The following is an 18,751-nucleotide window of genomic DNA, read 5'->3' on the forward strand; positions in this document are numbered from 1 at the left end:
GAAATGTATCCGGCTGGCGCTGTTTGGCAGGACATGATCAGATTTTTCCCGTTGCGCGTAGGCCATTTCTGAAATAGCTTCCTACGGCCTTTACACCATTGCGGTGGTTTTCTGGGCGGCCTAGTCTGGCCCTGTCGTTGTAAAAACAGCGACCGGGCCTACAAGCCCGATCAGGAACGAATGTTGTTCACCGCAAGCCAATGGCACGCGCCATCGGGCTCGCTTGATGGTGGCTGCGTGCGGGAGGTTTTCGTTCTCTGTCCGGTCTTGCAGACCCGTACGTGACCGCCACCCATCACACTGCAAGTCATGAGTGCGGCTCTGTGTGAATCTACAGAGAGCTGTAGCATGCTGAAAATTATCCCCGATCCACCCCTCGATCCCCACTCCTTGAACACAGCTCTATTCAGGCCGAATGCCCACCGTAAGGCTTGATTGATAGTGCGTCTGGCCGGGCCCTTTCGCGGGTGAACCCGCTCCCACAAGACACCACAGCTTTCAGGCTTGCACAGTACCTGTGGGAGCGGGCGTGCCCGCGACGCATGAGGGCTGACAGGTGTTCGCCACAGCAGTTTCAGCGCCTATGAGATCGAGCGCCGCCCGCGCGGCGCTTCGCGGGGCAAGCCCGCTCCCACATCTTTTTCGGGCCAGCCCCTTCTGTGAGTCCACCGCTGGCCGCCTCGTTTGTTTCCTTCGATATTGAAGGTTGCATCGCTGCTCTTAATCACTCTTCAGCCATGCACCCGGGGTGCGCGCGGCTATTGCTCAGGCATAACTGGCCCGAAACAAATGTGGGAGCGGGCTTGCCCCGCGAAGCGCCGCCCGCGCGGCGCTCGATCTCACAGGCGCTGAAACTGCTGCGGCGAACACTTGGCGACCTCATCACAAGCCCCAAGCCCAGCACCTGGCAGCCTACACCCAACCGTCGCCCAACCCACCAATCCCCACGAAGACAGTCGGATTTGGTCAAAATTTGTGCTATATTCCGCGCCCGCGATTTCCCTGCACACCAGAACCGGTCACTGACATGCAAGCAGCCAAACCACTCTACGACTATCCCAAGTACTGGGCCGAATGCTTCGGGCCAGCACCTTTCCTGCCGATGAGCAGGGAGGAGATGGATCTGCTCGGCTGGGATTCCTGCGACATCATCATCGTGACCGGGGACGCCTACGTCGACCATCCGTCGTTCGGCATGGCCATCATCGGCCGTCTGCTGGAAGCCCAGGGCTTTCGCGTGGGCATCATTGCCCAGCCAAACTGGCAGTCGAAAGACGACTTCATGAAGCTTGGCGAGCCGAACCTGTTCTTCGGCGTGGCCGCAGGCAACATGGACTCCATGATCAACCGCTACACCGCCGACAAGAAGATCCGTTCCGACGACGCCTACACCCCTGGTGGCCTGGCCGGCAGCCGACCGGACCGCGCCAGCCTGGTGTACAGCCAGCGCTGCAAGGAAGCCTACAAGCATGTGCCGATCGTACTCGGCGGCATCGAGGCTTCGCTGCGCCGCATCGCCCACTACGACTACTGGCAGGACAAGGTCCGCCATTCGATCCTGATCGACGCCAGCGCCGACATCCTGCTCTTCGGCAACGCCGAGCGTGCGGTGGTGGAAGTGGCTCAGCGCCTGGCCAGTGGCGAGACGATCGAGAGCATCACTGACATCCGCGGCACCGCGTTCGTGCGCCGTGATACCCCGCAGGGCTGGTACGAGATCGACTCCACCCGCATCGACCGCCCAGGCCGCGTCGACAAGATCATCAACCCGTACGTCAACACCCAGGACACCCAGGCCTGCGCCATCGAGCAGGCCAAGGGCGACCAGGAAGACCCGAACGAAGCCAAGGTGGTACAGATTCTCGACAGCCCGGCCGTGACCCGGGAAAAGTCGGTGATCCGCCTGCCATCGTTCGAAAAGGTACGTAACGACCCGGTGCTCTATGCTCACGCCAACCGCGTGCTGCACCTGGAGACCAACCCGGGCAACGCCCGCGCCCTGGTGCAGAAGCATGGCGAAGTGGATGTGTGGTTCAACCCGCCACCCATCCCCATGACCACCGAAGAAATGGACTACGTGTTCGGCATGCCTTACGCCCGTGTCCCGCACCCGGCCTATGGCAAGGAGCGCATCCCGGCCTACGAGATGATCCGTTTCTCGGTGAACATCATGCGTGGCTGCTTCGGTGGCTGCACCTTCTGCTCGATCACCGAGCACGAAGGCCGCATCATCCAGAACCGCTCGCACGAGTCGATCCTGCACGAGATCGAAGAAATGCGCGACAAGGTGCCGGGCTTCACCGGCGTGGTCTCCGACCTTGGCGGGCCGACCGCCAACATGTACCGCATCGCCTGCAAGAGTCATGAAATCGAGAAGCACTGCCGCAAGCCGTCGTGCGTGTTCCCGGGTATCTGCGAAAACCTCAACACCGACCACAGCTCGCTGATCGAGCTGTACCGCAAGGCCCGTGCCTTGCCAGGTGTGAAGAAGATCCTGATCGCCTCGGGCCTGCGCTATGACCTGGCCGTGGAGTCGCCAGAGTACGTCAAGGAACTGGTTACCCACCACGTTGGCGGCTACCTGAAGATTGCCCCGGAGCACACCGAGCGTGGCCCGCTGGACAAGATGATGAAGCCGGGCATCGGCTCGTACGACCGCTTCAAGCGTATGTTCGAGAAATACTCGAAAGAGGCGGGCAAGGAGCAGTACCTGATCCCGTACTTCATCGCCGCGCACCCGGGCACCACCGACGAAGACATGATGAACCTGGCCCTGTGGCTGAAGGGCAACGGCTTCCGCGCCGACCAGGTGCAGGCGTTCTACCCGTCGCCGATGGCCTCGGCCACGGCCATGTACCACTCGGGCAAGAACCCGCTGCGCAAGGTGACCTACAAGAGTGAAGGGGTGGAGATCGTCAAGAGCGACGAGCAACGCCGCCTGCACAAGGCGTTCTTGCGCTACCACGACCCGAAGGGCTGGCCGATGCTGCGTGAAGCGCTGGAGCGTATGGGCCGCGCCGACCTGATCGGGCCGGGCAAGCACCAGCTGATCCCGCTGCACCAGCCGCAATCCGACACGTACCAGAGCGCGCGCCGCAAGAACTCGACGCCTGCGGGCAGCCACAAGGTGGGCAAGGAGCAGAAGATCCTGACCCAGCACACCGGCCTGCCACCGCGTGGCAGCGATGGCAGCAAGCCGTGGGACAAGCGTGAGAAGGCCAAGGCCGAGGCGTTTGCGCGTAACCAGCAGGCGGCCAAGGAACGCAAGGAAGCAGCCAAGGGCGGCAAGGGTAACAAGAAGCCGCGTCAGCCCGTTATTCCGCGCTGATTGATCTAGTTGGGGCTGCTTTGCAGCCCTTTCGCGGCACAAGGCCGCTCCTACAAGAAACCGCGATTCCCTGTAGGAGCGGCCTTGTGCCGCGAAAGGACCGCAAAGCGGTCCCAAAAATCTCAGCTTTAATCAGGCTGCTTGTCGACCCACTTCGGCACCACCGGCGCCACAAAGCTGTCCATCCCGTCCAGCAGCGCGTCTGGCTGCTGCCCCAGCAGCAACATCGCCCGATGTTGCGGCCGCACAAAGCCTTCTTCGACGATATGGTCGAGGAACCCGCCCAGCTTCGCATAGAAGCCGTTCACATCCAGCAGCCCCAGCGGCTTGGCGTGATAGCCCAGTTGCCCCCAGGTCCATACCTCGAACAATTCTTCCAGCGTACCCAGCCCACCCGGCAGGGCGATGAAGGCATCGCTAAGCTCGGCCATGCGTGCCTTGCGGGCATGCATGCCGTCGACCACTTCCAGGCGGCTGAGGCCCTTGTGGCCGATTTCGGCGTTCATCAGGCTTTCGGGAATGATCCCGATCACTTCGCCACCGGCCGCCATGGCCGCGTCGGCAACAGTGCCCATCAGGCCGACAGCGCCGCCGCCATACACCAGGGTCAGACCGCGGCGCGCAATGGCCTGGCCAAGTGCGATGGCTGCTTCACGGTAGGCAGGGGTGGCGCCGATGCTGGCGCCGCAGAACACACAAACGGAACGTACGGGCATTGCTCATCTCCTGTCACTCAGGTGGACAGGGTACGGCGCATGCCCGTCGCTTCCAAGGCCACGTTCATTCCGGGCGGGAGAATTCGCAGATGGCGCCCGTTGCCCCGTGGGCATAGGCGGCGAGCAGGCTGTTGATAAATGCAGAGATGGGCATTTGGTATTGCTCCTAAATGAGAGGTTGTCCCATCGTCTATTAAAAGGGCATGATGTGCTCTTAGATTGGTTGTATACAATCCATTGAACAATTCTACTGGCTGGCCTGTTGACACCCCCTTGACCCATATCAGCAAGGGGCTGAACGGTTTCAGGCAGTCTCGCAATTGATAAAACCCTGCCAAGGAGATTCATGATGTTTGCGAAAGCTGTAGCGGTATCCCTGCTGACCCTCGCCAGCGCCTCTGTCTTTGCAGCCGAATGCTCGGTGACTGTTGAATCGACGGACCAGATGTCCTACACCAGCAAAGAATTCACCGTCGACAAGAGCTGCAAGGAATTCACCGTCAAACTGACCCACTCCGGCAACCTGCCTAAGAACGTCATGGGCCACAACCTGGTGATCAGCAAGACTGCCGACATGCAGGGCATTGCCACTGAAGGCATGACTCAGGGCATCGAAAAAGGCTACCTGAAGGAAGATAACGCCAACATCATCGCCCACACTGCGATGATCGGCGCACCGGAAAAAGAGACCGAAGTGAAGTTCGACACTTCCAAGCTGGAGGCCGGTGGTGACTACAGCTTCTTCTGCACCTTCCCAGGCCACATCTCGATGATGAAAGGCAAGGTTGTAGTCAAGTAATGACAGCTGTGTAGGCCTCTCGGGCCTATTCGCGGGCACGCCCGCTCCCACAGGGTAAGCACTGTTTTCAAGGGCAGTGAAAATCCTGTGGGAGCGGGCGTGCCCGCGAAGCTTTTATGGGGCGAACGGCAGTTCGCGCTTGTGCTGGGTCTTGCGGTAGGTAGCGACGATGATGTCGAATGCCGCCTGATCAACCGGCAACCCATGCAGGAAGGCGTCGATCTGCTGGTAGGTCACGCCATGGGATGCTTCGTCCGGCTTGCCCGGCTCCAGGTCTTCAAGGTCCGCCGTCGGCACCTTCTCCACCAGTGACTCCGGTGCGCCAAAGCTGCGCGCAATCGCCCGTACCTGGTTCTTCACCAGCCCGCTCAGGGGCGCCAGGTCGCAGGCACCATCACCAAACTTGGTAAAGAAGCCCATCACCGCTTCAGCGGCGTGGTCGGTACCGATCACCAGGCCTGCGCGAGCGCCGGCGATGGTGTACTGGGCGACCATACGCGTCCGTGCCTTGACGTTGCCGACCACGAAGTCCACCAGCGTCGGCGAGCCGTTCTTCAATTCCACCACTTCAGCGGCCAATGCCCGCACCGCCGGGGCGATATCCACCGTGTGCACTTCATCGGCCTTGATCACGTCCAGGCATGCCTGGGCGTCATGCTCGTCATGCTGCACCTGGTAGGGCAGGCGCACGGCAATGAAGGTGTATGCCTTGTCGCCGGTTTCTGCGCGCAATTCATTCACGGCGCGCTGGGCGAGCAAGGCGGCAGTCAGCGAGTCGACACCACCGCTGATGCCCAGCACCAGGGTCTTGAGCCGGGCATTGGCCAGGCAGTCCTTGATGAAGGCCACGCGGCGGGCGACTTCGGCCTCGAGCGCGGCGGTGTCGGCGAACGGCGGCTGTACCTTCAGTGCCTGGGCAATCTCTTGCTGAACCGCTTGCATGGGTTACTCCTTGCTGGGGACTTTGAATACGTGACGCATGTAGGCGACGAAGTTTTCGTCACGGCACTGGGTCTTGGCTGATTCATCCGAGATCTTGGCCACTGGCGCGCCGTTGCAGTCGGTCATTTTAAGCACGATGCTCATTGGGGCCACACCCGGTATGTCGCATGTCAGGTTGGTGCCAATGCCAAAGCTGACGTTGATGCGACCGCGCAGGGCACGGAAAATCTCCAGCGAGCGGGTCAGGTTGAGGCCGTCGGAAAACACCAGGGTCTTGGTCATCGGGTCGATCCCCAGTTTCTGGTAATGGGCTATGGCCTTTTCTGCCCAGGCGATTGGCTCGCCCGAATCGTGGCGCAGGCCATCGAACAGCTTGGCGAAGTACAGGTCGAAATCGCCGAGGAAGGCATCCATGGTGATGCAGTCGGTCAGGGCGATGCCAAGCAGGCCGCGGTACTCGCGTACCCAGCAGTCCAGTGCGGCGATCTGGCTGTCGATCAGCCGTGGGCCGAGCTGCTGGTGGGCCATGAACCATTCATGGGCCATGGTGCCCAGCGGCTTGACATCCAGTTTCCATGCCAGGTCGACGTTGCTGGTGCCGACGAAGCGGGCGGGGAAGTCATCGCGCAGCACGCGAACCACTTCTTCCTGCACGCGGCTGGAAAAGCGCCGACGGGTGCCGAAGTCGGCGACCTGCAGTTCGGCCAGTTCGTCATCACTGGCATGCGCACGCAGCCAGTCGAACTTGCGGTACAGCTGGTCGCGCGCTTCGGCCAGGCGCATATGCGGGTGCAGATGGCGGTTGCGCACTTCGCTGATGATGGCCAGCAGCGGCACTTCGAACAGGATCACATGCAGCCATGGGCCTTTCAGGCGCAGGAACAGCTGGTCGTTTTCAACGCCGACGCGCACGTAACGCAGGTTGAAGCGGAACAGGCGCAGAAAACGCAGGAAGTCGGGCTTGAGGAAACTGATGCGTTCAAGAAAGGCCAGTTGGCCATCATCCAGGGTGAGGTCGCTGAGCAGTTCGAGCTGGTTGCGGATCTCGCCCAGGTAAGGGCGCAGGTCCTCGCCGTTGCGGCAGCGGAATTCCCATTCGACGTCGGCGTCCGGGTAATTGTGCAGCACGCCCTGCATCATGGTGAGTTTGTAGAAGTCGGTGTCGAGCAGGTTGTACACGATGCGCTCGGCGAATGCGCTTTCGCTCATCAAGGGGGCTCCGGAAGCGGCGAATGGCCGACATTGTGCCAGCCTTTTGGGCCTTGATGTGTCTGGGCTGGCCTCTTCGCGGGTGAACCGGCTCCCAAAGGGCTGCGTATCTGCCAAAACAGAGGTGTTTTTCCGTGCACCGGCTAGCCTTGAAACGGTGCCGCCTGTAGCAGTCGCGCACCAGCGGTGTGCACTTCGGTGACGTCCGCTGTTACAGGGCGGTTGCACGTAAACACTTGCCAGGGTTGCAATGATGGCACATGGCGGTTGCTCCTTGTCTGTACGTGTGGTGGCGCCTGCCGCGCAGCAGACGGTTGCACGCTCAATAAAGAAAAGGCCGTCGGTCGCCTGCAGTGCACCTGCGCGGTGTGTTTTCCCGGAAGACAAAACCGATGGCACGGCCCTTGCTCTGAGCACAGGGTTGAGAAGTTGTAGTGCCAACCAAAAAAAACTCTAGGAGCACCACCTCATGTCGCAGACGTTTTACAAGAAAGGTTTCCTGGCACTGGCCGTAGCTACGGCCCTGGGTGTTTCTTCGTATGTTCAGGCCGACGTCAAGATCGGTGTAGCGGGTCCGATGACCGGGGCTAACGCGGCGTTTGGCGAGCAGTACATGAAAGGTGCGCAGGCAGCGGCCGACAAGATCAACGCAGCCGGTGGCGTCAACGGCGAGAAAATCGTACTGGTGGCGGGCGATGACGCCTGCGAACCAAAGCAGGCCGTGGCTGTGGCCAACCGCCTGGCCGATCAGGACAAGGTGATCGGCGTAGTGGGCCACTTCTGTTCTTCCAACACCATTCCGGCGTCTGAGGTGTATGACGAAGCGGGCATCATCGCCATTACCCCGGGCTCGACCAACCCACAGGTGACCGAACGCGGCCTCAGCGCCATGTTCCGCATGTGCGGCCGGGACGACCAGCAGGGCATTGTCGCCGGCGACTACATCGTCGATGTGCTCAAGGGCAAGAAAGTCGCGGTGCTGCACGACAAGGACACTTACGGCCAGGGCCTGGCCGACGCGACCAAGGCGCAGCTGGAGAAACGCGGCGTGAAGCCTGTGCTGTACGAAGGCCTTACCCGTGGCGAAAAAGACTTCAGCGCCGTGGTTACCAAGATCCGCTCCACCGGTGCCGATGTGGTCTACTTCGGCGGCCTGCACCCAGAGGCTGGCCCGCTGGTACGCCAGTTGCGCGAGCAGGGCCTGAAGGACGTCAAGTTCATGTCCGATGATGGCATCGTCACCGACGAACTGGTGTCCACCGCTGGCGGCGCGCAATACGTCGATGGCGTGTACATGACCTTTGGTGCCGACCCGCGCCTGCTGCCAGACAGCAAAGCGGTGGTGGAGGAGTTCCGCAAGGCCGGTACCGAACCTGAAGGCTACACCCTCTACGCCTACGCCTCGCTGGAAGCCTTGGCCGCTGCGTTCAACGGCGCCAAGTCGAACAAGGGCGAAGACGCGGCCAAGTGGCTGAAAGCCAACTCCGTCAAGACCGTCATGGGCGAGAAGAAGTGGGACAGAAAGGGTGACCTGACCGTGTCCGACTACGTGGTCTACCAATGGGACAAAGACGGTAAATACCACCAGCTGGAAAAACAAAAATAATAACGGCCCATGGCCCGGGCTGATGCTCGGGCCCAAGCCCCGCGGTACCTGTCTTTATTCGTAGATCTGCACAGTTCTGCGCTGCGAGGGCCCCGCACCGGTGGCCCGCGCCGTGGTCGGCGCTCGTGCAATCTCAATCAGGTGAGATTGCGTTATGGATGGTATTTTCCTGCAGCAACTGGTCAACGGCCTGACCCTCGGGTCGGTCTATGGCCTGATCGCCATCGGCTACACAATGGTCTATGGCATCATCGGCATGATCAACTTCGCGCACGGCGAGGTGTATATGATTTCCGCGTACCTCGCGGCAATCAGCCTGGCATTGCTGGCCTATTTCGGCGTCGAGTCGTTCCCGCTACTGATGTTGGGCACGCTCTTGTTCACCGTCGTCGTCACGGGCGTTTATGGGTTCACCATCGAACGCATCGCCTACAAGCCCCTGCGTAACTCCACCCGCCTGGCGCCGTTGATCAGTGCCATCGGCATCTCGCTGATCCTGCAGAACTACGCACAGATCAGCCAGGGTGCCCGCCAGCAAGGCGTGCCGACCTTGCTTGAAGGGGCCTTGCGTGTCGAAGTCGGCACCGGCTTCGTGCAACTGACCTACACCAAGATATTCATCCTGATCGCTGCCTTCGTGGGCATGGGCCTGCTCACTTACGTGATCAAGTACACCAAGCTCGGCCGCATGTGCCGTGCCACCCAGCAAGACCGCAAGATGGCTTCGATCCTGGGCATCAACACCGACCGGGTGATTTCCTACGTGTTTGTCATCGGTGCAGTCATGGCCGCTCTGGCGGGCGTGCTGATCACCATGAACTACGGCACCTTCGACTTCTACGCTGGCTTCATCATCGGCATCAAGGCGTTCACCGCCGCAGTGCTCGGTGGTATCGGCTCGCTGCCTGGCGCCATGCTCGGCGGCATCATCCTGGGGATTTCCGAGTCGCTGTTCTCTGGCCTGATCAACTCCGACTACAAGGACGTGTTCAGCTTCTCGCTGCTGGTGATGATCCTTATCTTCCGCCCACAAGGCCTGCTGGGTCGCCCGCTCGTGGCTAAGGTGTGAACATGTCCGTTGCCAAAACTGCCTCTGTTAGCGAAACCAAAGGTTTCGACCTTAAACGCAGCCTGCTGGAGACCCTTGTCGCCGGCCTGCTGGCTCTCATTGTGTTTGGCCCGGTCGTGGGCGTAGTGCTCGACGGCTACACCTTCAATGCCGAACCGCGCCGCGTAGCCTGGCTGGTTGGCGGGGTGATGGTGGGGCGCTTCCTGCTCAGCCTGTTCCTGCAGAGCGCCGCTGGCGTGCGCATGCTCCAGGGCTTCGACAGCGGTGGCTCGGGCGTGCATGTGAACGCGCCGGACTACAAGTCGCGCCTGCGCTACATCATCCCGGCGCTGGTGGTGATTGCCATCGTCTTCCCGATCTTTGCCAACAAGTACCTGCTGACCGTGGTCATCCTCGGCCTGATCTACGTGTTGCTGGGGCTTGGCCTGAACATCGTGGTCGGCCTTGCCGGCCTGCTCGACCTGGGCTACGTGGCGTTCTATGCCATTGGCGCCTACGGCCTTGCTTTGGGTTACCAGTACCTCGGCCTTGGCTTCTGGAGCGTGCTGCCCTTGGCGGCCATCGCCGCAGCGCTGGCGGGGTGCATACTTGGCTTCCCGGTGCTACGAATGCACGGTGACTACCTGGCAATCGTGACCCTGGGTTTTGGCGAGATCATCCGTCTGGTGCTGAACAACTGGTTGTCGTTCACCGGTGGCCCCAACGGCATGCCGGCGCCTTCGCCAACCTTCTTCGGCCTGGAATTCGGCCGCCGGGCCAAGGATGGCGGGGCGCCGATCCACGAGTTCTTCGGCTTCGATTACAACGCCAACCTCAAGTTCGTGTTCATCTACGCGGTGCTGTTCCTGGTGGTGCTGGCCGTGCTGTACATCAAGCACCGCCTGACCCGCATGCCGGTAGGCCGGGCGTGGGAAGCGCTGCGCGAAGACGAGATCGCCTGCCGTTCGATGGGCCTGAACCACGTACTGGTCAAGCTTTCGGCGTTTACCCTGGGGGCGTCCACTGCGGGCCTGGCCGGTGTGTTTTTTGCCACCTACCAGGGCTTCGTCAACCCGTCGTCTTTCACGTTCTTCGAGTCGGCGCTGATCCTCGCCATTGTGGTACTGGGTGGCATGGGCTCGACCGTGGGCGTGGTGATTGCGGCGTTCGTGCTGACTGTGGCGCCCGAACTGCTGCGCAGCTTCTCCGAATACCGGGTGCTGCTGTTCGGGGTGCTGATGGTGCTGATGATGATCTGGCGACCGCGTGGGCTGATCCGCATCAGCCGTACCGGTGTGACCCCGCGTAAAGGAGTGGCGCCATGAGCGACGATATCATTCTCTCGGTCGACAACCTGATGATGCAGTTCGGTGGCATCAAGGCGCTGAGTGATGTCAGCCTGAAGGTACGGCGCAACCAGATCTTCGCCCTGATCGGCCCCAACGGCGCCGGCAAGACCACGGTGTTCAACTGCCTGACAGGCTTCTACAAGGCCAGTGGCGGGCGCATCGAGCTGAACGTGCGCGGCAGCCACACCAACGTCATCCAGTTGCTTGGCGAGCGCTTCCAGGCGGCGGACTTCGTGTCGCCGGCGCGCTTTGCCAACCGCCTGTACTACAAGATGTTCGGCGGTACCCACCTGGTCAACCGCGCAGGCCTGGCGCGCACCTTCCAGAACATTCGCCTGTTCAAGGAAATGTCGGTGGTGGAGAACCTGCTGGTGGCCCAGCACATGTGGGTCAACCGCAACCTGCTGGCCGGGGTGCTCAACACCAAGGCCTACCGCAAAGCCGAGAGCGATGCGCTGGACCACGCGTTCTACTGGCTGGAAGTGGTCGACCTGGTCGATTGTGCCAACCGCCTGGCCGGCGAGCTGTCGTACGGCCAGCAGCGCCGCCTGGAAATTGCCCGGGCCATGTGCACGCGGCCAAAGATCATCTGCCTGGACGAACCGGCGGCCGGCCTGAACCCGCAGGAAACCGAAGCCCTCAGCCGCATGATTCGAGTGCTGCGTGACGAGCATGACATCACTGTGGTGCTGATCGAGCACGACATGGGCATGGTCATGAGCATTTCCGACCATATCGTGGTGCTGGACCACGGCAACGTGATTGCCGAAGGCGCACCGCAGGAAATCCGCCACAACCCGACGGTGATCGCCGCCTACCTGGGTGCAGATGAAGAGGAACTGGTATGAGTGCACCCATTCTCGAACTGAAGGACCTGGACGTGTTCTACGGGCCAATCCAGGCGCTGAAAAAGGTTTCGATGCACATCAACGAGGGCGAGACGGTGAGCCTGATCGGTGCCAACGGTGCTGGCAAGTCGACCCTGCTGATGTCGATCTTCGGGCAGCCGCGGGCAGCGTCCGGGCATATCGTCTATCGCGGCACCGACATTACCCGCAAATCGTCGCACTACATTGCTTCCAACGGCATTGCACAGTCGCCGGAAGGGCGCCGGGTGTTCCCCGACATGACCGTCGAGGAGAACCTGATGATGGGTACCATCCCCATCGGTGACAAGCATGCTGATGAAGACATGCAGCGCATGTACGAGCTGTTCCCGCGGTTGAAGGAGCGGCGTAACCAGCGAGCCATGACCATGTCCGGGGGGGAGCAGCAGATGCTGGCGATTGCCCGGGCGCTGATGAGCCGACCCAAGTTGCTGTTGCTGGATGAGCCTTCGTTGGGGCTGGCACCGATCGTGGTCAAGCAGATCTTCTCGACCCTGCGTGAGCTGGCAAAGACCGGGATGACCATTTTTTTGGTGGAGCAGAACGCCAACCATGCGCTGAAGCTCTCCGACCGGGCCTATGTGATGGTCAACGGGGAGATCCGCATGACCGGCACCGGGCAGGAGCTGCTGGTCAACGAGGAAGTGCGCAACGCCTATCTGGGCGGGCACTGAGTTACATTCGGGGCTGCAAAGCAGTCCCATTTCCAATGTGGACAACTTACCCCGCGATACTCTCGATCCACACTGATAGTCTCTCGCAACCCCTTGTTTCCACAGGCTTGATCTTGTCCACGGATAATGTGGAACTGCCTGTGGAAAACATGGTGGCATCTCGCTCCAGCCCTTTGATATCAGGCCCTGCATTGATGCGATCATTTTTTGATCACATCCTTCCTGTGGATGATTTTTCAAGGTTTTTCACAGATCCGAAAGCACCTCGAAACCAGCATCAAGGCTGTGGATAACTCTGTGGGAAAACCTTGGACAGACTGCTGCAGGCAGCATGTTTGAAAGGTTTGCAACATCACCAAAAAACTATCCACCGACCCTGCATCGCTGAAAGGGTTCCGCACAGTAGACAAGTTGCCCCCAATCCGTGGGGAAAGCCTTGTGGATAACATGCGCATAGCTGGCGCCGAGCCTTCTGCCGCAAGGGTTTGCCGGATATGAACAAAAAATGTACAGCGCCCCGAACGGCTTGCTGCCAGCGCGCGGCGCGGGCATGCTGCAAAGCTGCCGATGACAACCTACCGTGAGGAACAGAGCATGACGTCCACCGTATTCATCACTGGCGCCACTTCCGGTTTCGGCGAGGCCACCGCCCGCCGTTTTGCCGACGCTGGCTGGAAGCTGGTGCTCACCGGCCGCCGCAAGGAGCGCCTGGACGCCCTGTGCGCTGAGCTGTCGGCCAAGACCGAGGTGCACGGCCTGGTGCTTGACGTGCGTGATCGCAAGGCCATGGAGCAGGCGATCGCCGGCTTGCCGACCGGGTTCGAGAAGCTTCGCGGCCTGGTCAACAACGCCGGCCTGGCACTGGGGGTGGATGCGGCGCAGAACTGCAGCCTGGACGACTGGGAGACCATGGTCGACACCAACATCAAGGGCCTGATGTACACCACCCGCCTGCTGTTGCCACGGCTGATCGCCCACGGTCGTGGCGCGTCGATTCTCAACGTAGGTTCTGTGGCGGGCAACTACCCGTACCCGGGCAGCAACGTGTATGGCGGCACCAAGGCTTTCGTCGGCCAGTTCTCGCTGAGCCTGCGCTGCGACTTGCGCGGGACCGGCGTGCGCGTGAGCAACATTGAGCCGGGGCTGTGCGAGAGCGAGTTTTCGCTGGTGCGCTTCGGCGGCGACCAGGCCAAGTACGACGCCACTTACGCGGGTGCCGAGCCGATCCAGCCGCAGGACATTGCCGAGACCATCTTCTGGATCCTCAACCAGCCGGCGCATATCAACATCAACAGCCTGGAGCTGATGCCGGTGAGCCAGGATTGGGCAGGGTTCTCCATCGACCGTTCGGTCAAGGGCTGAAAATAGTCACCGGGGCCGCTGTGCGGCCCATTCGCGGGGCAAGCCCGCTCCCACAAGGTAATTCACTAGCCTAAGGACGGTGCAGTACCTGTGGGAGCGGGCTTGCCCCGCGAATGCGTCAGCTCAGGCGCTGCAACCCTTCCAGGCAGGTCGCCAAATGATAGGGCGTAGTAGAAGGCATATCATGCCGGCTGACGTTGCCCGCACCATCCCGGCACTCATACCAGCCCGCTTCCCGCAAGAACTGCGCTTCCAGCAGCTGCAACTGCTCCCGCAACTTCGCCTCGCCGCCAGCACGCAGCACCAGCGCTCGCAGGTACTCCGCCTGTGCCCAAACCCGTTGTGTGGCATCCAGCACCTGGCCATCCACATCCAGCATCGCCAGCACTGCCCCGTTCTTCACCCCGAACTGCTCGGCAAAGCCGAACGCCCGGTCAATGGACGCATGCAGCGGCGTGTCACGCAGCAGCGGTGAGGTGTGCAGCAGGTAGAACCACTCGAACTGGTGCCCCGGCTCGAACCAGTTATCCACAGCCCCGCATGGCTTTTCCAGCATCAGGCCATGGGCTGGTTCAATGAAGTGAACCTGCAGCGCTTCACACAACTGCAGCAGCGACTGCTGGGTATGGCTATCGTCACGCACTGCCAACACCTGCAGGAACGCCTCGGCCAGGTGCATCTGCGGGTTCTGCAGCGGGCCGCTGGCGAGGTCTGCCCAGTCTTCGCCCAGGCTGGCTTCGTACAGGCCGTCGTCACGGGCGAACTGCTGGTCGATGATGTCCAGCGCGGCATTCAAGGTGGACTCCACCAGGCTTTCGCGCACCTTGCCCCAATAGTGCGCGCAGGCAAAGACGATGAACGCGTGGGTGTACAGGTCCTTGCGGCGGTCCAGCGGTTTGCCTTGGGCGTCGATGCTGTAGAACCAGCCACCGTGCTCGGCGTCGTGGAAGTGCTTTTGCAGCGAGCGGAACAACGCTGCTGCGCGCTCGGCCGCGCCCGGTTGCCCGATACGGCTGCTGAACAGGTACAGCTGGCGTGCGCAGGCCATTGCCCGATAGCGCTGCACAGGCAAGGGCTGGTGGTGGGCGTCCAGGGCCTCGTAGGGCAGGGCCATGTCGGCATTCCAGCCCGGGCCTTGCCACAACGGCACGATGCATTCGGCGAAGTGCTGGTTGAAGCGGGCCAGTTCAGGCAGGGTGGGGCGGGGGTCAGACATTTCGGCGCTCGTCGCTGTCGGGCAGGGCGCAATGGTAGCAGAACTACGGTTGTGGGTTGCCCAGCCCTTGCCAGTGCCGGGCGCCAACAAAGATGAAGCGCAATTGCTGAGTGATCTTTTCCTGCGCCGTCAGTGCTTGTGGATAACTTGAGTCGGGGCTGTCGATAAGCTCGGGCAGGGTAGCGAACACGGTCTTCACCACAAGGTCGGCCATTACCGCCAACGCGGCGCTGTCCAGGTGCTGCCAGCGCTTCATGCGCGCCAGGTCGGTGGCAAGGTCGTCGCTTATGTCCTGGCGCAGCCGGGCAATGGCCTGGCGGACGGCTTGTGAGCCCCCGTACTGTTCGCGGGCCAGAAACAGGAACTGCGCGCGGTGAGCGGCGACCACGTCGAGGAAGATGCGCACCGAAGCATCGGTGATGCCGCCCAGTTCGAATTCGTTGTGGCGCACCAGGCGGATGGTCTGGCGGAAGGTGGTATCGATTTCGGCCACAAGCGCCAGGCCTAGGGCGTCCATGTCGGAAAAATGCCGGTAGAAGCCGGTCGGCACGATGCCTGCGGTCTTCGCCACTTCGCGCAGGCTGACACTGCCGAAACCACGGCCACTCTCCATGAGCAGGCAGGCGGCATCGAGCAGGGCCTGGCGGGTCTGTAGCTTCTGTTCGGCGCGCGGCAGCATGATGCGGGCTTCTGTGACGGTAAGGCTGGGCACTCTAGATAAAAAAACAAAGCCCGGTCAATGGACCGGGCCTGGAGGGGAGCAAGCGATGTGACAGAGGTTGTTCTTTTCGGCCATGGTGATCAGCTCACACGGCTGAGTTCAACCAGGCGATCCGAGCCACCTTCAGCAACGCGGCCACTGCGTTCGATCAGGCGATCAGAACCACCTTCAGCTACACGGCCAGAGCGTTCGATCAGGCGATCAGAGCCACCTTCGGCTACGCGGCCAGAGCGTTCGATCAGGCGATCAGAACCACCTTCGGCTACGCGGCCAGCGCGTTCGATCAGGCGGTCAGAACCCCCTTCGGCAACGGTTTTCAGCGGCTGGGCGATTTCGGCAGCGCTGGAGCGGGATTCGGCGGTCAGGTGCTGTTCGTCGGCTGGCAGGGCGAAAGCGTTGGCAGCCAGGATGGACAGGGTCAGGGTCAGCAGGTGGCGTTTCATGATTTCGGTGCTCCTCTCGGGGGCTGGAAAGTGGGTACGGAGCCAATGCTACGCTCGGTAACGCCAGAGAGAAGTTCATACGGGTAATGGTAACAATCGACCGCATTGATAGAGGTCGGCAACCGCTCTGGAAAGCGCTTTACAGGTCTGCGCAGGATGACGTGAAGGTCCTGATGCCGGGTAGCGGGCAGCGGCTGACGCGACGTATTGCTGAGCAAAAGGCCAGGAAAACTTCGCTATGATGCCGCTCTCGATAAAACCCCACGGGTTTTCCACAGTCCGACATATTGACTGCCATCGCTGCACCCGTTTTGTGCCATACCGCAAGGAGAATCACGCAATGACGCGTCCCGCCAGAATCCTCCTCTGGGCCCTCGCCACCCTCCTTACCCTGCTGGCGATTCTGGTGGTGTTGATCGCCACCTTCGACTGGAACCGCGTAAAGCCCCTGCTCAACGAAAAGGTGTCCGAGGCCCTGCACCGGCCCTTCGCTATCAACGGCAACCTTGCCGTTCACTGGCGCACCGAGCCTGAAGAGGGTGGCTGGCGTGCCTGGGTGCCATGGCCGCATTTCATTGCCGAGGACCTGACCCTGGGCAACCCGGAGTGGCTCAAGGAGCCGAAGATGGTCGGCCTGGAGCGCGTGGAGTTCCGCCTGGCGCCGCTGCCGCTGGTGTTCCAGCAGATCAGCATCCCGCGCATCGACCTGACCAAACCCACTGCCAGCCTTACCCGTCTGGCCGATGGCCGTGCCAACTGGACGTTCGACTTCGGCCCCAAGGATGAAAACGCCGAACCTTCCAAATGGCAGCTGGATATTGGTGCGATCGGTTTCGACCAGGGCAATGTCAGCTTCGACGATCAAACCCTGAAAACCAGCATGAAGGTGCAGATTGACCCGCTGGGCAAGCCGATCCCGTTCAGCGAGATTGTCGGCAAGGCCAGCGCCGAGAAGGCGGGTGGTGCACAGGACTACGCCTTCGGGCTCAAGGCACAAGGCCGCTACAAGGATCAGCCGGTGTCCGGCACCGGCAAGATCGGCGGCCTGCTGGCGCTGCAGGACGCCCGCCAGCCGTTTCCGCTGCAAGCCGACGTGCGCATCGCCGACACCCATGTGGTGCTCGCCGGCACCCTGACCGACCCGCGCAACCTCGGCGCCCTGGACCTGCGCTTGCGCCTGTCCGGTGCCAGCCTGGGCAACCTCTACCCATTGACCGGGGTGACCCTGCCGGACACCCCGGCCTACTCGACCGACGGCCGCCTCAGCGCCAACCTGCATGCGCCACAAGGCGCGACGTTCAACTACCAGGGCTTCAATGGCAAGATCGGTGACAGCGACATCCACGGTGACCTGGCCTTCGTCGCCAGCCAGCCACGGCCCAAGCTGTCCGGCAACCTGGTGTCCAACCAGTTGCTGTTCAAGGACCTGGCGCCGCTGATCGGCGCCGATTCCAACGCCGAGCAGAAGGCCCGTGGTGGTGCCAGCAAGCAGCCAACGGGCAAGGTGCTGCCGGTGGAAGAGTTCCGCACCGAGCGCTGGCGCGCGATGGACGCCGACGTCACCTTTGCCGGCAAGCGCATCGTGCACAGCACGCAACTGCCGTTCAATGACCTTTCGGCCCACGTGATTCTCGAAGACGGTCTGTTGCGCCTGGAGCCCCTGCGTTTCGGCGTGGCCGGCGGCAACCTGGCCTCCAGAATTCGCCTGGACGGTCGCAGCGTGCCTTTGCAGGGCCGCGCCCAACTGACTGCCAGGGGCTTCAAGCTCAAGCAACTGTTCCCGACTTTCGCGCCGATGCAGACCAGCTTTGGTGAGTTGAACGGCGATGCCGACATCAGCGGCCGTGGTAATTCAGTGGCGGCGCTGTTGGGTACGGCCAATGGCGACCTGCGCATGCTCGTCAACGATGGCGCGATCAGCCGCAGCCTGATGGAGATTGCCGGCTTGAACGTGGGCAACTATGTCATCGGCAAGCTGTTCGGTGATGAGGATGTGAAGATCAATTGCGCGGCGGCGGATGTGGGTATCAAGGAGGGGTTGGCAACGACCCGTCTGTTCATCTTCGATACCGAGAACGCGATCATCTACATCAACGGTACGGCCAACTTCAGCAGTGAGCAGCTGGACTTGAAAATCACCCCCGAATCGAAAGGCCTGCGGCTGTTCTCGCTGCGTTCGCCACTGTATGTGCGTGGGCCGTTTGCCAAGCCGAGTGCTGGGGTGCAGGCGGTCCCATTGGCACTGCGTGGTGCGGGGATGGTGGCGCTGGGTGTGGTGGCCGGGCCGGCGGCGGGGTTGCTGGCGCTGATTGCGCCCAGCAGCGGGGATGACCCCAACCAGTGCACGCCACTGTTGCAGCAGATGAAGGCGGGCAAGGCGCCGGCAGTGGTGAAAGGTCGGAAATAGCAGGGGGCCGCTCTGCGGCCCATCGCGGCACAAGGCCGCTCCTA

At 61.6% G+C, this 18,751-nt stretch carries 15 protein-coding genes; 9 read left to right on the forward strand and 6 right to left on the reverse strand.

Going from position 1 to position 18,751, the window contains the following annotated elements:
• Positions 1–1,027 precede the first annotated feature (1,027 nt).
• Positions 1,028–3,328, forward strand: a complete 2,301-nt coding sequence (locus CKW35_RS17035; protein WP_095116451.1) for a YgiQ family radical SAM protein — start codon at positions 1,028–1,030, stop codon at positions 3,326–3,328.
• A 128-nt stretch (positions 3,329–3,456) separates the two neighbouring features.
• Here the strand turns inward: CKW35_RS17035 and CKW35_RS17040 are convergent, their stop codons facing one another.
• Positions 3,457–4,044 carry a TIGR00730 family Rossman fold protein gene (locus CKW35_RS17040; protein ID WP_060516804.1) on the reverse strand — a complete coding sequence of 196 codons (588 nt, stop codon included), beginning with the start codon at positions 4,042–4,044 and terminating at the stop codon, positions 3,457–3,459.
• 349 nt (positions 4,045–4,393) lie between these two features.
• Here CKW35_RS17040 and azu point away from each other — a divergent pair, with 349 nt between their 5' ends.
• Entirely contained in the window at positions 4,394–4,843 is a 450-nt protein-coding gene (azu, locus tag CKW35_RS17045; protein ID WP_024717363.1) for an azurin, read from the forward strand.
• Positions 4,844–4,957: 114 nt separating this feature from the next.
• On the opposite strand, the gene nadE is transcribed toward azu, so the two are convergent.
• Complete coding sequence (gene nadE, locus CKW35_RS17050) at positions 4,958–5,785, reverse strand: ammonia-dependent NAD(+) synthetase (protein ID WP_016489425.1); 828 nt, start codon at positions 5,783–5,785, stop codon at positions 4,958–4,960.
• Between the two features lie 3 nt (positions 5,786–5,788).
• The gene (gene pncB, locus CKW35_RS17055; RefSeq protein ID WP_095116453.1) at positions 5,789–6,994 is read right to left on the reverse strand and encodes a nicotinate phosphoribosyltransferase; all 1,206 of its coding nucleotides are present in this window, start codon (positions 6,992–6,994) and stop codon (positions 5,789–5,791) included.
• Between the two features lie 469 nt (positions 6,995–7,463).
• Between pncB and CKW35_RS17060 the strand changes: the two genes are divergently transcribed.
• The 6 genes from CKW35_RS17060 (at position 7,464) to CKW35_RS17085 (ending at position 13,920) form a co-directional block, all read left to right on the forward strand.
• Positions 7,464–8,600: a branched-chain amino acid ABC transporter substrate-binding protein gene (locus CKW35_RS17060; protein WP_095116455.1), complete on the forward strand. Its 1,137-nt coding sequence runs from the start codon at positions 7,464–7,466 to the stop codon at positions 8,598–8,600.
• Between the two features lie 154 nt (positions 8,601–8,754).
• A complete protein-coding gene (locus CKW35_RS17065) occupies positions 8,755–9,669 on the forward strand; it encodes a branched-chain amino acid ABC transporter permease (protein ID WP_016489422.1) in 915 nt (304 codons plus the stop codon).
• Positions 9,670–9,671: 2 nt separating this feature from the next.
• Positions 9,672–10,973 (forward strand): high-affinity branched-chain amino acid ABC transporter permease LivM, encoded by a 1,302-nt coding sequence (gene livM, locus CKW35_RS17070; RefSeq protein ID WP_095116457.1) that lies wholly within the window; start codon positions 9,672–9,674, stop codon positions 10,971–10,973.
• Positions 10,970–11,845, forward strand: a complete 876-nt coding sequence (locus CKW35_RS17075; RefSeq protein ID WP_016489420.1) for an ATP-binding cassette domain-containing protein — start codon at positions 10,970–10,972, stop codon at positions 11,843–11,845. The genes livM and CKW35_RS17075 overlap by 4 nt, the downstream gene beginning before the upstream one ends.
• Positions 11,842–12,558 carry an ABC transporter ATP-binding protein gene (locus CKW35_RS17080; RefSeq protein ID WP_016489419.1) on the forward strand — a complete coding sequence of 239 codons (717 nt, stop codon included), beginning with the start codon at positions 11,842–11,844 and terminating at the stop codon, positions 12,556–12,558. The genes CKW35_RS17075 and CKW35_RS17080 overlap by 4 nt, the downstream gene beginning before the upstream one ends.
• A gap of 594 nt (positions 12,559–13,152) precedes the next feature.
• Positions 13,153–13,920 (forward strand): SDR family oxidoreductase, encoded by a 768-nt coding sequence (locus tag CKW35_RS17085; protein ID WP_016489418.1) that lies wholly within the window; start codon positions 13,153–13,155, stop codon positions 13,918–13,920.
• A 118-nt stretch (positions 13,921–14,038) separates the two neighbouring features.
• Here CKW35_RS17085 and CKW35_RS17090 read toward each other — a convergent pair whose 3' ends face one another.
• The 3 genes from CKW35_RS17090 to CKW35_RS17100 form a co-directional block, all read right to left on the reverse strand.
• Complete coding sequence (locus tag CKW35_RS17090) at positions 14,039–15,136, reverse strand: AGE family epimerase/isomerase (protein ID WP_095116459.1); 1,098 nt, start codon at positions 15,134–15,136, stop codon at positions 14,039–14,041.
• A 43-nt stretch (positions 15,137–15,179) separates the two neighbouring features.
• Positions 15,180–15,815, reverse strand: coding sequence for a TetR family transcriptional regulator (locus CKW35_RS17095; RefSeq protein ID WP_095116461.1), 636 nt, complete (start codon positions 15,813–15,815; stop codon positions 15,180–15,182).
• Between the two features lie 122 nt (positions 15,816–15,937).
• A complete protein-coding gene (locus tag CKW35_RS17100) occupies positions 15,938–16,300 on the reverse strand; it encodes a hypothetical protein (protein WP_016489415.1) in 363 nt (120 codons plus the stop codon).
• 340 nt (positions 16,301–16,640) lie between these two features.
• Here CKW35_RS17100 and CKW35_RS17105 point away from each other — a divergent pair, with 340 nt between their 5' ends.
• On the forward strand, positions 16,641–18,707 hold the full coding sequence (locus CKW35_RS17105) for an AsmA family protein (protein WP_095116463.1): 2,067 nt from the start codon (positions 16,641–16,643) through the stop codon (positions 18,705–18,707).
• The last annotated feature ends 44 nt before the right edge of the window (positions 18,708–18,751 follow it).

It is taken from the genome of Pseudomonas sp. Irchel 3F3 (assembly GCF_900187545.1).
Lineage (GTDB): Bacteria > Pseudomonadota > Gammaproteobacteria > Pseudomonadales > Pseudomonadaceae > Aquipseudomonas > Aquipseudomonas fortuita.

Bases quoted from the DNA above. Each gene is read 5' to 3' on its own strand.
- nadE (WP_016489425.1), bottom strand. From the start codon at position 5,785: ATGCAAGCGGTTCAGCAAGAGATTGCCCAGGCACTGAAGGTACAGCCG.
- CKW35_RS17065 (WP_016489422.1), top strand. From the start codon at position 8,755: ATGGATGGTATTTTCCTGCAGCAACTGGTCAACGGCCTGACCCTCGGG.
- azu (WP_024717363.1), top strand. From the start codon at position 4,394: ATGTTTGCGAAAGCTGTAGCGGTATCCCTGCTGACCCTCGCCAGCGCC.
- CKW35_RS17040 (WP_060516804.1), bottom strand. From the start codon at position 4,044: ATGCCCGTACGTTCCGTTTGTGTGTTCTGCGGCGCCAGCATCGGCGCC.
- CKW35_RS17085 (WP_016489418.1), top strand. From the start codon at position 13,153: ATGACGTCCACCGTATTCATCACTGGCGCCACTTCCGGTTTCGGCGAG.
- CKW35_RS17060 (WP_095116455.1), top strand. From the start codon at position 7,464: ATGTCGCAGACGTTTTACAAGAAAGGTTTCCTGGCACTGGCCGTAGCT.
- CKW35_RS17100 (WP_016489415.1), bottom strand. From the start codon at position 16,300: ATGAAACGCCACCTGCTGACCCTGACCCTGTCCATCCTGGCTGCCAAC.
- CKW35_RS17090 (WP_095116459.1), bottom strand. From the start codon at position 15,136: ATGTCTGACCCCCGCCCCACCCTGCCTGAACTGGCCCGCTTCAACCAG.
- pncB (WP_095116453.1), bottom strand. From the start codon at position 6,994: ATGAGCGAAAGCGCATTCGCCGAGCGCATCGTGTACAACCTGCTCGAC.
- CKW35_RS17075 (WP_016489420.1), top strand. From the start codon at position 10,970: ATGAGCGACGATATCATTCTCTCGGTCGACAACCTGATGATGCAGTTC.
- CKW35_RS17095 (WP_095116461.1), bottom strand. From the start codon at position 15,815: ATGCTGCCGCGCGCCGAACAGAAGCTACAGACCCGCCAGGCCCTGCTC.
- CKW35_RS17035 (WP_095116451.1), top strand. From the start codon at position 1,028: ATGCAAGCAGCCAAACCACTCTACGACTATCCCAAGTACTGGGCCGAA.
- livM (WP_095116457.1), top strand. From the start codon at position 9,672: ATGTCCGTTGCCAAAACTGCCTCTGTTAGCGAAACCAAAGGTTTCGAC.
- CKW35_RS17105 (WP_095116463.1), top strand. From the start codon at position 16,641: ATGACGCGTCCCGCCAGAATCCTCCTCTGGGCCCTCGCCACCCTCCTT.
- CKW35_RS17080 (WP_016489419.1), top strand. From the start codon at position 11,842: ATGAGTGCACCCATTCTCGAACTGAAGGACCTGGACGTGTTCTACGGG.